This window comes from Flavobacterium phragmitis (assembly GCF_900112575.1).
Taxonomy (GTDB): domain Bacteria; phylum Bacteroidota; class Bacteroidia; order Flavobacteriales; family Flavobacteriaceae; genus Flavobacterium; species Flavobacterium phragmitis.
Map to the genome: position 1 here is coordinate 44725 of NZ_FOMH01000010.1, position 15466 is coordinate 60190.

General features: G+C 33.9%; 12 protein-coding genes. 6 read left to right on the forward strand and 6 right to left on the reverse strand.

Annotated elements, in window-relative coordinates; all coding sequences use genetic code 11:
- Window positions 1–7 precede the first annotated feature (7 nt).
- From BM289_RS17445 to BM289_RS17455, 3 genes are all read right to left on the reverse strand, one after another.
- On the reverse strand, window positions 8–934 hold the full coding sequence (locus BM289_RS17445) for a PorP/SprF family type IX secretion system membrane protein (RefSeq protein ID WP_091495924.1): 927 nt from the start codon (window positions 932–934) through the stop codon (window positions 8–10).
- 31 nt (window positions 935–965) lie between these two features.
- Window positions 966–3584, reverse strand: a complete 2619-nt coding sequence (locus tag BM289_RS17450; RefSeq protein ID WP_091495926.1) for a T9SS type B sorting domain-containing protein — start codon at window positions 3582–3584, stop codon at window positions 966–968.
- Between the two features lie 118 nt (window positions 3585–3702).
- Window positions 3703–5037: a PDZ domain-containing protein gene (locus BM289_RS17455; RefSeq protein WP_091495928.1), complete on the reverse strand. Its 1335-nt coding sequence runs from the start codon at window positions 5035–5037 to the stop codon at window positions 3703–3705.
- A gap of 123 nt (window positions 5038–5160) precedes the next feature.
- Here BM289_RS17455 and BM289_RS17460 point away from each other — a divergent pair, with 123 nt between their 5' ends.
- From BM289_RS17460 to lgt, 6 genes are all read left to right on the forward strand, one after another.
- Entirely contained in the window at window positions 5161–6357 is a 1197-nt protein-coding gene (locus tag BM289_RS17460) for a pyridoxal phosphate-dependent aminotransferase (RefSeq protein WP_091495930.1), read from the forward strand.
- 187 nt (window positions 6358–6544) lie between these two features.
- Window positions 6545–7216 carry a GTP cyclohydrolase I FolE gene (gene folE, locus BM289_RS17465; RefSeq protein ID WP_091495932.1) on the forward strand — a complete coding sequence of 224 codons (672 nt, stop codon included), beginning with the start codon at window positions 6545–6547 and terminating at the stop codon, window positions 7214–7216.
- A gap of 37 nt (window positions 7217–7253) precedes the next feature.
- Entirely contained in the window at window positions 7254–7643 is a 390-nt protein-coding gene (locus BM289_RS17470; RefSeq protein WP_091495934.1) for a four helix bundle protein, read from the forward strand.
- Between the two features lie 60 nt (window positions 7644–7703).
- Window positions 7704–9185 (forward strand): cysteine--tRNA ligase, encoded by a 1482-nt coding sequence (gene cysS, locus BM289_RS17475; RefSeq protein ID WP_091495936.1) that lies wholly within the window; start codon window positions 7704–7706, stop codon window positions 9183–9185.
- Window positions 9186–9262: 77 nt separating this feature from the next.
- Complete coding sequence (gene yidD / locus BM289_RS17480) at window positions 9263–9514, forward strand: membrane protein insertion efficiency factor YidD (RefSeq protein ID WP_091495938.1); 252 nt, start codon at window positions 9263–9265, stop codon at window positions 9512–9514.
- A gap of 61 nt (window positions 9515–9575) precedes the next feature.
- Window positions 9576–10508 (forward strand): prolipoprotein diacylglyceryl transferase, encoded by a 933-nt coding sequence (lgt, locus tag BM289_RS17485; RefSeq protein ID WP_091495940.1) that lies wholly within the window; start codon window positions 9576–9578, stop codon window positions 10506–10508.
- A gap of 56 nt (window positions 10509–10564) precedes the next feature.
- Here the strand turns inward: lgt and BM289_RS17490 are convergent, their stop codons facing one another.
- The 3 genes from BM289_RS17490 to mdh form a co-directional block, all read right to left on the reverse strand.
- The gene (locus BM289_RS17490; protein ID WP_091495942.1) at window positions 10565–11179 is read right to left on the reverse strand and encodes an acyloxyacyl hydrolase; all 615 of its coding nucleotides are present in this window, start codon (window positions 11177–11179) and stop codon (window positions 10565–10567) included.
- Window positions 11180–11262: 83 nt separating this feature from the next.
- The gene (gene secDF / locus BM289_RS17495) at window positions 11263–14256 is read right to left on the reverse strand and encodes a protein translocase subunit SecDF (protein ID WP_091495944.1); all 2994 of its coding nucleotides are present in this window, start codon (window positions 14254–14256) and stop codon (window positions 11263–11265) included.
- A gap of 226 nt (window positions 14257–14482) precedes the next feature.
- On the reverse strand, window positions 14483–15418 hold the full coding sequence (gene mdh / locus BM289_RS17500) for a malate dehydrogenase (protein WP_091495946.1): 936 nt from the start codon (window positions 15416–15418) through the stop codon (window positions 14483–14485).
- Between the last annotated feature and the right edge of the window lie 48 nt (window positions 15419–15466).

The window sequence follows — 15466 nt, forward strand, 5'->3', positions numbered from 1 at the left end:
TTTCATTTTAGAAGAATCTTGGTGATTTATCAAAGCCTTTTCCTAATAGATCCAAATCAAACAACAACATAATTTCATGTGTTCCTGAATTAAACTGACCAAAATTTGTCAGCGTGTAATCATAAGCATAACCCACTCTCAAAGTAGGCGTTACATTGATATTGAACATAGCACTTACAGAATCGTCAATTCTATATCCTGCACCAAATTCAAACTTTTCGTTGTATAAAACATTGGTTGTAACATCTAAAGTTATGGGAGCTCCTTTGACAAATTTTGACATAAAGGCAGGCTTCAATTTCAACATATCATTCAGTTGAAAAACATAACCTGCAGTTAAAAAAGTATGTATTTCTTCTGAGCCAAAAGCATTAACACCTGATTTTTCTTGAATGTATTTCGATTTCAGTAAATTCGGAACTGATAATCCAACATACAGATTATCTCTAAAATAATAAGCTCCGACTCCAATATTAGGTTTGGTCGCATTTATATTTTCTGAAAAAGCAAAATCAGTCTGTGGATCTGTAAAACGAAAGCCATTAAAATTACTCGTCATAGAGGAGAATCCTGCTTTTAACCCTAATGAAAGCTTATTTTGTCCTCCTAATTTTAAAACATAAGCAAAATCGGCGTAGACATTGTTTTCTTTTTTAGCTCCATCACCGATATCGTCTGAGATAAAAGAGATTCCGGCTTCTATTTTTTCTGTAATGGCACTATGTCCAAAAAAGGTAAAGGTTTTTGGAGCTCCATAAGCTCCTACCCATTGTGTTCTGTATAGTCCTCCAAAATTCATCATGGCAGGTACTCCTGTTGCATATGCTGGATTGACTATGCTCATGTTATACATATAATGCGTGTACTCCGGATCTTGCTGTGCAGCAACTGATAAGTAGAAAAGGAAATTTATAAAGAGTAGTATTTTTTTCATTTAAAATTATATTAAAATATAATAAAGAGATTTAGCGGCTCAAATAAAGACGGCCTTGTTTTGGCGGTTTGTTGTCTTTATTAAAATGCAATACATAAAAATAAACTCCATTGGGTGCAATTCCGCCGGCGATACCGCTCCTTTCGTAATTCATACCATCCCAGGCTGGTTTATTTTTATCTCCTTTATACATTCCGTTTCCGTATCTGTTATAAATTTCAAGAGTATAATTTGGGTATAAAAATTCAATATCTTTTATCACAAACGAATCATTTACACCATCTCCATTTGGCGAAAATCCATCGGGAACAAAAAAGTCATTTGGTGTATTATCGCAGGATGTTAGGGTTACTATGACTTCGACATATTCTGACGAAAAGCAATCTGTACTTGGGAAATTAAATCCGTAATATTTTCCTTGTTCAATTAATTGAGTTGTTGCTGATAAGAGGTTTCCATTAGGAGCATCATACCAGACTACAGTTGAAGGTATATTGGTATTATTGGACAAATCGGCAATAGTTGGATTATTTAGTCCACAGAAATTTTGTCCATCTGAATTTAATATAGGAACTGGCGAATCGTGTATGGTAACGACAGCCAATGCGGGTTCTGAAGTACAGCCTGCAGCAGAAGTTTCTCTCACATAATAATTGCCTGATTGTAACAATACTGTACTTGCAATTGGAGTTGTTGCTGTTTCAGAATTATACCATTTATACTGATTTCCATTTGGAACTAAATTGCCAACTGTTGCTTCGCCTACTTTACAGAATGATTGTGGATTTACAGTTGGCGATGCTGGAATTGGATTTATAATAAAACTATCCAATACATTAGTCAAACTGACATCGCACCCAGTACTATTATTTTTTAAATTGGCTAAGGAAATAATCGTTGATCCCGTATTTAAAAGCAGATTTGCTGGAATTTGAAATTCAGCTTTTCCTCCAGCTGCCGTAAGATTTATTATTTCGGAAGCTAAATTATCCCCTAAAAGCATATATGCAATTGTTATATCCGTAAGATTACCCAATCCAGAAATTACTGCTGTAACAGGATCATTAAGACATCTATCATTTACCACAACACTAACAGTTGCTGCATTTGGAAGAGGATTTATAATTAAATTTCCTCTTACATTGGCTGAATTTGTACATCCTGTTACCGTATTTGTAATACTCGTAATTACAATAGTTGATGCACCGCTATTTCTATTTAAATTTCCTGCAATTACAAAATCTGATTTTCCTCCCGAAACTGTAATATTCTGACTTTGTCCTAATGCAAAATTATCTCCTGTAACATTATAAGTAATAGTATAATTACCATCTGGCAATAAAGTGGCATTTGTCAAATGTGCTTGGGCATCTTTGTTCTGGCAGGTCGGATCTAAGTTTAAAGCGGCACCATCAAGTCTTGGAATTGCATGTATTTCCAGTACATCAAATAAATTATTTATAATATTTGCACAGGCTCCTTTGCTTGAAGTTGCTTTGATTTTTATAATCGTCAACGTAAATTTTCCAACTTGTCTAAAATAAGAGGAAGAAACTGGAAAATTAAAAACTCCATTTACAAAACTAGATGTCACACTTTCTGTTCCTCCATTTGGTCCAGATACATTAAAGGTTACTTCGTATTCGCCGTTTGGTATCGCTTGTGTTCCCTGAGTTAATGTGGCAGCATAGGTTGCAGTTGCTATCTCTGGTTCGCAGATATCTTTAATTACATCAACTTTTGCGCCAGTAAAATCAAGTTGTTTTTCTATGGTAACCTTTACAACTGCTGTTTTATCAGGACATACTCTATCATTTGGAACAGAAACAGTATAACTGTATTTATACTCCCCTGGCCCACGCTGTTTATATAATTCTTCTAAATTTACAATAGAATCAGATGCAGTTGCCAAGCCTGGACCAGACCATTCGCCTCCTTTATCTTGTCCGGAAAGTCTCGTATTTAAATCTAAAGCTGTGTATTGTGAAATTTGAGTTTCGGCACAAATTAATAAATCGCTGGGAGTTCCTTCCTTTGGTGCTTTAACTACTGTAATAATGACCTTTACTGATTGAGAAGGCACAGCACAACCTGATACAGGCGGTACAGTATAAGTATATTCATAAATTCCATCTTTATCACTTACAGGAATTGAGGACATAGTTAAAGGCAATCCATCAACATCATACCATGTTCCATTTGTATGTGGTGCCATGACTGTACCATTAAAAGCTGTAAAAAGATTAAAATAACCTTCGTCACTACATACCGTTGCATAAGGAGCAGGAACACCTGCATACGGACCAATAGTTATGGTTACTCTTGCCGTATTGTTTGTACAGCCAGCTGTAGTGGGAGCGGTATAAGTATATACATAAGTTCCACCGCTGTTTATGAGCTGGGCATTCAACTTTCCGTTTACGGCATCCAAACCTCGAGAAGTAGTTCCTGTCCAAGTTCCTCCTGGTACGGGAGATCCGCCCAACAAAGAAAACAAAGAAATAGACTGATTTGCCGGATTTGTAATAGTGGTACACAAATCCAATTGTCCATTAGTTCCTGCGCATTGAGCAGTCACTTTTGTGGGTAAAATCAATAAAAAAATAAAAACAAATAAAATTTGTAAGAAATTAATGTAGTTTTTTACCATAGATTAAATTTTTATTAAACATAGTAAAATATCTAAGTACAAAACCAGTTTTAACAAACATTTTTTCACAAAAAAATATCTAAAAGTAATAAATTATAACCCAAAAGAATATTTCTAATTATTTAAGATTTTGAAGCTCATCCACCAATTTTACTCTGTATTTCAAAACTAAACTGTTGCGTTCCACTTCTAAATCTATCCAAATATCTTCTTCAGATTTTAAAAGATTATTAATTTGTTCCAGTGTATATACGTAAGGACGTTTTTTATTTATGCTGACAATAATGTCTCCTTTGAGTAAACCTGCTTTTTCCGCTGCAGAATTTTTACGCACATTGACAATTTCATAAACAGGCTTAAGAGCAAACTTATATCTAAAATTGTTATCGTTTTCCCTGCTGCTAAGTTCTCCCATTGACGAGGCAACCTGTACCGTTTCTAAATGAACCGTTTCCTGAACCCACTGTAATCCGTTGTGCTGAATTGTAATACCACTTTTATTATACGTAAAAGGTTCAGAAAATCTTCCATTTTTCCTTAAATACAGCTCTTTATCTTGATAGTTGATAACCAAAGTAAATCTTTTAAGAACCTCACCTCCTACAGAACCTATACGTCCTGGAACCATCCTTACATTTCGAATCGAAAGCGAATCTGGAAATGAGACTATGGGTCTCTTAAAATCAAATTCATCTATGGAAAATTTGTCAATTTTAGCACGGTGTCCTTCGATATCTCCGCTGAATCCTTTTCCTAAAAAATCTGGAAAATTCCTTTCTGGAAGTTGAATTTTGTCATTTTTAAAAATCCAAAAAGCATCACTGTTTCCAATGTCGATAAGAAGTTTCGCCGGAATTTCTACATTATCTACCGTGGCAGTAGTTACCAAATAAGGTTTCGATCTTTCAATAGTTATTGGAATTTTCTTAAACTTCCTATCCAGCTTTTCTTGAAACTTTTTATTCGGAACATGCACTATTATTTTCTTTTTCTGATAATTAATTTCCACCAAATTATTCTTAAAGAATTTATGTCCAATAATTCCGTTTACAGGAATTCCAATATGAGAAGACAGATTAAAGTTTTGGTCTAAAATAATATAAACAAGATGGTCATTAGATTTCAGACCATGCGTTTCTAAAATATTTTTTGTCGACTTTAATCCTTCTATTTCTTCTTCACTGCCCAATCCCCGAAGTTTAATTTTTTGCACATTGTTAAAACTTACTTCCTGTTTTTCTTCCATGCTGAATAAAATGGTTTCTTCGACACCCGAATCCAACAGAAAATTAAGTTCAATTCCGTTTACTTTTATAGGAATAAAAATGAGATTATTAATCAGTTTAAAAGGCACTACAGCCTTTGTTGCATTGTTCTCTAATAAAAAATCGCCTTGTCCAAAAAGCAAAAAAGGTAAGAATAACCCAAAAAACAACACTAGATATTTTTTCATTGACAATATTTTATTATAAAATTAGTAAATATTTCGATAATTGTTACATTTCTCTAAGTGCCCGTATTGTTTACATTAAATTCGAAAAAAAAATGCAAATTTGCACTTCAATAATTTATACTCATGCCGACAATTTCACACAAGGGAAGAAACATGCCCGAATCTCCGATACGCAAGCTGGCTCCTTTTGCTGATTTAGCAAAACAAAAAGGACACAAGGTGTATCACTTAAACATTGGTCAACCGGATATCAAGACACCGGAAGTGGCCATCGAGGCGGTAAAAAGTATTGATTTAACTCTTATAGAATACAGTCCGTCTGCCGGATATGAAAGCTATAGAAAAAAATTAGCTCATTTTTACCAGCGTCAAAACGTAAACGTTAACACAGAAGACATCATTGTAACTACTGGTGGTTCTGAAGCCTTACTATTTGCGCTGGCCACAATTACAGACCCTGGAGATGAAATCATTATCCCTGAACCTTTTTATGCTAATTATCATGCGTTTGCATCTTCTACAAGTGCGACAGTAGTTCCTTTAGTTTCGTCTATTGAAACTGCATTTGCACTGCCAAGCATTGAAGAAGTTGAAAAACTAATTACACCAAAAACAAAAGCCATTCTGATTTGCAATCCTGGAAATCCGACTGGATATTTATATTCTGAAGCCGAAATTAAACAATTAGCGAGTTTAATTAAAAAACACGATTTATATTTAATCGCTGACGAAGTATATCGTGAATTTTTATACGACGGAGATGAAGTGCATTTTTCTGTTATGAATCTGGAAGATGTACAGCAAAACGTAATCATGGTCGATTCTGTTTCTAAACGTTACAGTATGTGCGGAGCTAGAATTGGCTGTTTGGTAACTAAAAACAAAGAAGTTCTAGCAACTGTAATGAAATTTGCTCAGGCACGTTTGAGCCCGCCGACAATTGAACAAATTGCCTGCGAAGCTGCAATCGATACGCCTCAAAGTTATTTTGACGAAGTGATTTCTGAATATAAAGAGCGACGCGACACTCTAATTGCTGAACTTAATAAAATTGACGGAGTTATTGTAACAAAACCAAAAGGAGCTTTTTACTGTATTGCACAGCTTCCGATAGAAGATTCTGATGATTTTGCACAATGGCTTTTAGAAAGTTATAATCTAAACGGCGAAACGGTAATGATTGCTCCTGCAAAAGGTTTTTACTCAACACCTGGAATGGGATTAAATCAGGTTCGTATTGCTTATGTACTGAATAAAAAAGATCTGGTTACTGCTGTAAATATTTTAAAAGAAGCTTTACAAGTTTACAACAACAGATAAAAAACAATAAAACTTAAACACTCAAAAGACAATAATCATTTTCGTTATTGTCTTTTGTATTTTGAAACAATTTTAAATTATATCCAAAAAGGAACAATTAAATCGTAAAAACCATAGAAAAGGTTTCCCATTTATTAATTATCTTTACCGCCTTAAAAAGATATACCCATTATAATAGCAGTTTTTAATGATAAATAACGAAGATTTTTTAGACGAAATTGGTGACAGTCACTTCAGCAGTAATGCGAAAAACCCTTTAAGAGCAGATGCTTTTGATATCACTGACGAAGAAAAAATAGAAAAAATAAAAAAAGATGTCGAAAACATTCTTCAAACTCTTGGAATGGATTTGACTGATGATAGTATTAAAGGAACTCCAAACAGAGTTGCTAAAATGTTTGTAAAAGAGATTTTTGGAGGATTAAATCCTGCAAAACAGCCAAAAGCTTCTACTTTTGACAACAACTACAAATATGGCGAAATGCTGGTAGAGAAAAACATTACCGTTTATTCTACTTGCGAACACCACTTATTGCCAATTATTGGTCGCGCTCATGTTGCTTATATTTCAAGCGGAAGAGTTATTGGTTTATCAAAAATGAACCGTATTGTTGAATATTATGCAAAAAGACCTCAAGTACAAGAGCGTTTAACAATGCAAATTGTTCAGGAACTTCAAAAAGCTTTAGGAACAGAAGATGTTGCCTGCGTTATCGATGCAAAACACCTTTGCGTAAATTCACGCGGAATTAAAGATATTGAAAGCAGTACGGTAACTTCTGAATTCGGCGGAAAATTCAAAGATCCACAAACAAAAAGAGAATTTCTTGATTACATTAAACTAGATACTCAATTTTAAAAAGTTTATTGTTTTTTGTTAATAGTTTATTGTTCTGATGGCGAAAATAGAAAGATTTGAAGATTTGGAAATTTGGAGACTGGCACGAGAAATCTGTCAGCAAATCGAATTTTTAATTCAAAATACGAACTTAAAAACAAACTATTCTCTAAAAGATCAAATCGACAGAAGTTCAGGTTCAGTTATGGATAATATTGCTGAGGGTTTTGAACGAAATGGAAATAGAGAATTCATCAATTTTTTAAGTATGGCAAAAGGTTCCGCTGGCGAGGTTAAATCGCAATCTTACAGAGCTTTTGACAAAAAACTGATCTCTGAAGAACAACATTTAAAACTAAATGAAAGTGTTGAACTAGTAAAAAACAAAATTGGAGCAATGATGAACTACCTTAATAATTGCGAAATCAAAGGATTAAAGTTTAAATAACATTTTCAACCAAAAACAATAAACAACAAACCATAAACAACAAACATTTAAGTTAAAAATATGCCACTATATAGCAGTCAACCCTTAAAAATATACAATTCACTATCTGGTGAAAAAGAAGATTTCAAACCCATCCATGATGGAAATGTTGGAATGTATGTTTGTGGACCTACAGTATATAGTAATGTTCACTTAGGAAATGTGAGAACTTTTATGTCTTTTGACGTAATCTTCAGGTATTTTCTTCATTTGGATTATAAAGTTCGTTACGTTCGTAATATTACCGACGTAGGACATATCGTGGATGATGTGGATGAAGGTGAAGATAAAATTGCTAAAAAAGCACGTTTAGAGCAATTGGAACCTATGGAAGTAGTACAGCGTTATACTGTAGATTTTCATAATATTCTAAAAGCTTTCAACTTTTTACCGCCAAGTATAGAACCGACTGCGACCGGACATATAATTGAACAAATCGAAATCATCAAAAAAATAATTGATAAAGGTATCGGATATGTTGCCAACGGATCCGTTTATTTTGATGTTGTAAAATATAACGAAACCAATAATTACGGTATTTTAAGCGGTCGAAACATTGACGATATGCTGGCGAATACTCGTGATCTTGATGGACAATCTGACAAAAGAAATCCGCAGGATTTTGCTCTTTGGAAAAAAGCAGAACCAGAACATATTATGAGATGGCCTTCACCTTGGAGCGACGGTTTTCCAGGCTGGCACTTAGAATGTACTGCTATGAGCACCAAATATCTTGGCAATCATTTTGACATTCATGGAGGCGGAATGGATCTAAAATTCCCTCACCACGAATGTGAAATCGCTCAAAATGAAGCTTGCACGGGTCAGGCTCCTGTAAATTACTGGATGCATGCCAATATGCTGACTTTAAACGGAAAGAAAATGGCTAAATCGACTGGAAACAATATTCTTCCAGGCGAAATTCTTAGTGGCGACAACAACATCTTAAGTAAACCATTTTCTGCTTCTGTAACTCGTTTCTTTATGCTTCAAGCACATTACAGAAGTATTTTGGATTTTTCTGATGATGCTATTGTTGCTGCCGAAAAAGGATACAAAAGATTAATGGAAGCTGTTGATGCTTTACCAAACATTACAGCTGGAAATACAAGTTCTATTGACTTTGCCGCATGGAAACAACTTTGCTACGATGCAATGAATGATGATTTCAATACGCCGATTTTAATTGCACAATTATTTGAAGCCGTTCGTTACATCAATTTATTAAAAGATGGCAAAGAAACTATTTCACCGGCTGATCTAGCAGATTTTACAAAATCTGTAAACGCTTTTGTATTTGATGTTTTAGGTCTTAGCGATGAAAAAAGCGCTGATGGCGACAATGATAAATTAGAAGGTGTAGTCAATATGCTAATTGGAATGAGAAATCAAGCCAGAGCAGATAAAAACTTTGCTCTTTCTGATCAAATTAGAGATCAATTAATTGCTTTAGGAATTCAGCTTAAAGACGGAAAAGAAGGGACTTCGTTTAGCATCCAATAAGAAAATAAAATTTTGGATGTAACAGAATTCATTTCTATACAACAAATAAAGAGTTTGAAAAATCAAACAACTATTTAATGAAGCTATCCAAGATTCTAATATACCCTTTTGTACTCTTAGTGCGTTTTTATCAAACCGCAATTTCTCCGTTTACACCGGCGTCTTGCAGGTTTGAACCTACCTGCTCTAGTTACATGATTCAGGCTTTACAAACGCATGGATTGTTTTATGGCGGATTTTTGGGAATTAAACGTATTTTGAGTTGTCATCCTTGGGGAAGAAGCGGTTATGATCCTGTGCCGGAAAAGAAATGCAATCATAAACATTAACCTTTTATAAAACGGTACTTTACATTAAATATTTATTTTTACAATATATAAAACATTTTACATGACACACGCCTTAAATTTTGTTTGGAATCCTTCAGAAGGAATCAATTTAGGATTTTTTATGATTCGTTTTTACAGCTTAATGTTTGTAATTGCTTTTCTTTTAGGATGGTTTTTGATGAAAAAGATTTTCCAGAGAGAAAATGAATCACTTGAAAAACTCGATTCTTTATTTGTATGGACAGTTCTTGCCACTTTAATTGGCGCACGTTTAGGTCATGTTTTCTTTTACGATTGGGAATATTTCAGAAATCATTTATTAGAAATCTTCCTTCCATTTCGATTTGAACCAAAATTTGAGTTTACTGGATTCCAAGGATTAGCAAGCCACGGAGCGGCAATTTCTATCATTGTTGCAATGTATTACTACAGTAAAAAGATCTTAAAGCGTCCTCTTTTATGGATTCTAGACCGTATTGTTATTCCGGTTGCCAGCGGTGCTATTTTTGTGCGTTTAGGGAATTTCTTTAATTCAGAAATTATTGGAAACGAAACAACATCATCATTTGGAATTCGTTTTTTACATGATGCATTCAGCAAAAACGAAGCGGTACAAAAAACTGGAATTGCAGATCCAAAAGAAGCTTATAATGCCATTGCTACTAATCCAAAATTTGCAAATTTATTAGCAGAAGTTCCAGCGAGACATCCTGCACAATTGTATGAGGCATTCTCTTATATTTTTGTATTTGCTATTTTATACTTTTTATACTGGAAAACAAACACCAGACTTAAATCAGGCTATTTATTTGGATTATTCTTAGTTCTTTTATTCGTAGTACGCTTTATTGTCGAATTTGTAAAACAAAGTCAAGGCGGTATCGAAGAGAATTTAGGTTATTTCTCTACAGGACAATGGTTGAGCATACCATTTATCATCATCGGATTATTCTTCATCATTAGAGCACAAAGAAATCCTTTAGCAGAATCATAAAAATTCTTTACAACATATAAAAACGCCCACTATCTTTAATATTGGGCGTTTTCTTTTTATAACCGACACGAGATACCAAATTCAATATTTCTTGTATTGTAACCTGCGTTTGAACTTCCCAAGCCTGCATTAGAAACATGCCTTACATTCGGACGGACATCAAAACGAAACTTATTATAATCTATTGTAAACCCAAGCGCAAAAACATCTGCAAAAGAAAACCCTTTTGACATTCTTTCGGTTTCAGTGTCCGTAATCATCGGACCAATACTTCCTAAGACATAACAAGAACAAATCTTTCCAATTGGCTTTCTAACTATAAAACCAAAATTAAGAACATATTCATGTATATTTTTTAACCGCATATACTCTATACGTTTCTGTTCAAAATTAGGCGTTTCGGGTTTTACAAAATACAAATTCAAAAGCTGATGTTTACCAAAATTAATCTCGGGCTCAATTAAAATTTCATAATGGAAATTTTTGGTTTCTTTAATTTTCCAATAGAATTGCGCTTTATAAAAATGGTTTGTAAAAGTATAATCTGTATTATTAAATTCACTTCCAAAACCATAACTGATACCTAATCTGTAGTTATCATTTTTCTCTTGTGCTTGAAGCTGAAAGACTGTAGACAAAAGAAGAATAAAGAATATTCGTTTTGGAATCATAAATCGCTTTTGAGGTAATACAAACATAAAAAAAAGATCCAGTTTTCACTGGATCTTTTTAGTATTAAAAACAAGGTTTATAATTATGCCTTATTGTGTTTGTCTTCAATTGTGTGTTTCTCATCATTTGAAATCGTATCTACCAATACTGGCGTAGCGATAAATAATGAAGAGTAAGTACCTACAATAATACCGATTAACATCGCGAAGATAAATCCTCTAATTGACTCTCCACCGAAGATAAACATTGTTAACAATACAATAATCATCATTAATGAAGTATTCAATGTTCTAGATAATGTAGTATTAATAGAAGCGTTTACGATATCTTCGAAACTTCCTTTACGGTTTCCGATGATAAATTCTCTCACCCTGTCAAATACAATTACCGTATCGTTCATAGAATAACCAATTACAGTTAAGATAGCAGCGATAAAGTGCTGATCCATTTCCATGTGGAAAGGCATGAATTTATAACATAATGAATAAACTCCTAATACGAATACTACGTCGTGCGCAACAGCTGCAATCGCACCTAATGAATACTGCCATTTACGGAAAGATACCATTAAGTATAAGAAAATAACTGCCATTGCTCCAAGAACTGCCCAGTATGAGTTAGTTTTGATATCTTCAGAGATAGAAGCTCCAACTTTAGAAGCTTGTAATACCCCAACCGTTTTACCGTTGTAAGAGTTAATGAATTTATCATAAGAAGTATTTGGGAAATATTTCTGCAAAGCAGTATATAATTTCTGATTCACTTCTTCGTCAATAGCTACACCATCTTCTTTAATTTTATATTTAGTTGTGATTTTCAATTGATCATCATCACCTAAAATTTTAGCTTCAACTGGAGTACCGAAAGCAGCAGATAATTCATCTGAAACTGCAGTAGCATCAACAGCTTTTTCAAATTTAACCTGGAAAGTTCTACCTCCAACAAAATCCACACCTTCATCTAATCCGTTAACGAAGAAGATAGAAACTAAACTTACTACTGTTACAATAGAAGAGAAGATATAAGTGAATTTTTTAACTTTAATAAAGTCAAAGTGGAAATTAGTAAACCAGTTTTTAGTAATGTTTGTAGAGAAAGTCAAATCTGCTTTTCCTAAAATATTTCTGTCGATGAAAATTCTAGCAATAAAGATAGAAGTAAACAACGAAGTTACGATACCAATTAATAATGTTAATGCGAAACCTTTGATTGGACCTGTACCAAAAATAAACAAGATAGCTCCAGTCAAAACGTGAGTAACGTTAGCATCAATAATAGAACGCATTGCACCATGCCATCCGTAAGAAGCTTGAACTGCCTCAGAAAGTGATTTTCCTTCACGCAATTCCTCTTTTGCTCTTTCGTAGATAATAATGTTCGCATCTACGGCAGTACCTAATGTTAATACGATACCTGCAATACCTGGCAATGTTAATACGAAACCAAAACTTGCCATAATTCCGAATAAGAATAGTAAGTTCAATAATAATGCAAGGTTTGCATACCAACCCGCTTTACCATAATAGAATACCATCCAAACACAAACTAATAAGAATCCTAATACAGAAGAAATTGTACCTGCATCAATAGCAGCTTGTCCTAAAGATGGACCAACAACTGTTGATTGAATAATATCAGCAGAAGCTGGTAATTTACCTGCATTCAATACGTTTGCTAAATCTTTCGTTTCAGCTACATCAAAAGAACCTGTAATTTCAGATCTTCCTCCAGCGATTGGACCACTTGTAACACCAGGCGCAGAATATACGATGTCATCAAGAACAATAGCAATATAACTTTTTTGAGCAAATGCTCTTCCTGTTAATTCTTCCCAAACTTTAGCACCTTGGCTGTTCATCTGCATAGAAACTGCAGGTTTACCCATTTGGTCAAAAGTATCTTTTGCATCAGTTACAACACCACCGCTCATTGCTGGGTTATTATCTCTGTTTCCTTTTAAAGCATATAATTCAACAACTTCAATATCTTTTGCACTTGCTAAATCTTTTGCTTTTTGATCTTTTATTGTAGTTGGCTTACTCCAAACAAATTTTGCATAATGCTGGTCAGCTGCCAATAAAACTCTAATGTCTGGTCTTTTAAAGTAAGCATTGATAGCTGCTGTATCTTTTGGTGCAAAATAACCTAAAACTGGTCCACCACCTTGACCGATAATTTTGTCGAACAAAGGATTGTTTCCTTTTTTAGCTGCAGTAGAATCTTTAGTTTCATCTGTCAATAAAGCGTTCAATGAATCTTTAGCAACAGCTTTAGTTTCAACTTTTTTAACTTCCGTTTTCTTTAAAGCTTCATTAGCCGCAACTAAGAAGTTTCCAATTTCTTCAATTTTATAAGTTTCCCAGAACTCTAATTGAGCTTTTCCACCTAATAACTTTTTAATTCTATCCACATCCTTAGCACCTGGAAGCTCTACTAAGATTCTTCCTGTTTCTCCTAATTTTTGGATGTTTGGCTGTGTAACACCAAATTTGTCGATACGCTCTCTTAATACTTTAAAAGCACTTTCTACAGACTCATCAACTTTTCTTTTTATTACTTTTTGAACTTGAGCATCAGACATTTGAAAATCTACTCCACCATCTCCTTGAAGACTTCTGTTAGCAAAAATATCTGGCGATGCCAATTTCACAGTTCCTTTTGAATTTGCTTCAAAAGCTTCAAAGAACTTATTTAAATATGTTTTGTTTCCTTCTAAATTTGCAGAAGCATCAGCTAAAGATTTATTAAATACTGGGTTTTTAGAATTATTAGCTAAACCTTTTAATACATCTTTAATAGAAATTTGAAGAATTACGTTGATTCCTCCTTCTAAGTCAAGACCTTTATTAAGCTGTTTGTTTTTCACTTCATTATAAGTGAAATCAGTAAAACCAAGATTTAATACTTTTTCTTTACCAATAGAATCTAAATATTTCAGCTCTTTATCAGGATTATCTCCTGCAAAAGCTTTAGCCTCACTTTTGACACCATTTGCCACAAAAGTGAATGATAGTTGGTAAATACTTACCAATGCAAATAGAATTGCGAAAAATTTAATAAGTCCTTTATTCTGCATTATTACTAAAAATTAATTATGTTTTATTTTTGTTTTTGTTTTAAAGTCCCATAAAATAAGCCCTGACATGATTTTTTAAAACAAAAATACGAGATCACGAATTACCAATTTTTTTTTAAACCGAGCAAATATATAATTAACGAAAATATTAACCAATTTATTTATTAATTAATCTCAAAAAAAAAGCTGCAAAAGTGCAGCCTTTTCTCTTTTTTTGCGGTTTTTATTATACTAAAATCGTTTTTAGGGCATCATTCATGCTGCGAACTGCATCTGCACTTTTCGCAAATAACGCTTTTTCCTGATCGTTTAAGTTAATATCCAAAATTTCTTCAACTCCATTTTTTCCTATTATACATGGCACCCCTATACAGATATCATCTTGACCATACTCCCCTTCTACAAAAACAGAGCACGCAATCATTTTCTTTTGATCGTTCAAAATACTATCCACCAAATAAGCCACAGAAGCTCCTGGAGCGTACCAAGCAGAAGTTCCTAACAACCCTGTAAGCGTTGCTCCTCCTACCATTGTATCTGCAGCAACTTTCTGCAATACTTCTTCAGAAAGGAACTGAGAAACAGGAATCCCATTGTAAGATGCCAAACGTGTTAACGGAATCATAGTGGTATCACCATGACCTCCAATCACCATTGCCGAAATATCATTTGCAGGTTTATCTAAAGCCAACGAAAGATAGGTTCTAAAACGCGAACTGTCTAAAGCACCTCCCATTCCTATAATTCTGTTTTTTGGAAGACCTGTTGCTTTTAAAGCCAAATACGTCATCGTATCCATTGGATTTGATACTACAACAATAATTGTATCTGGAGAATATTTAAGTACATTTTCAGCCACTGCTTTTACAATTCCTGCGTTTATACCAATTAATTCTTCTCTTGTCATTCCGGGCTTTCTTGGAATACCTGATGTAATTACAACTACATCGCTTCCTGCAGTTTTAGAATAATCGTTGGTCACTCCTGATACTTTGGTATTAAAACCAGTATTTGTAGCACACTGTGTAATATCCAGTGCTTTTCCTTCTGCAAAACCTTCTTTAATATCCAACAATACTACTTCGCTTGCAATTCCTCTATAAGAAATAACATCTGCACATGTAGCTCCAACATTTCCTGCTCCTACAATGGTAACTTTCATATTTTAATACTTTATCGGTTATTAATACTGCCTATCCTTTAAAAAGGC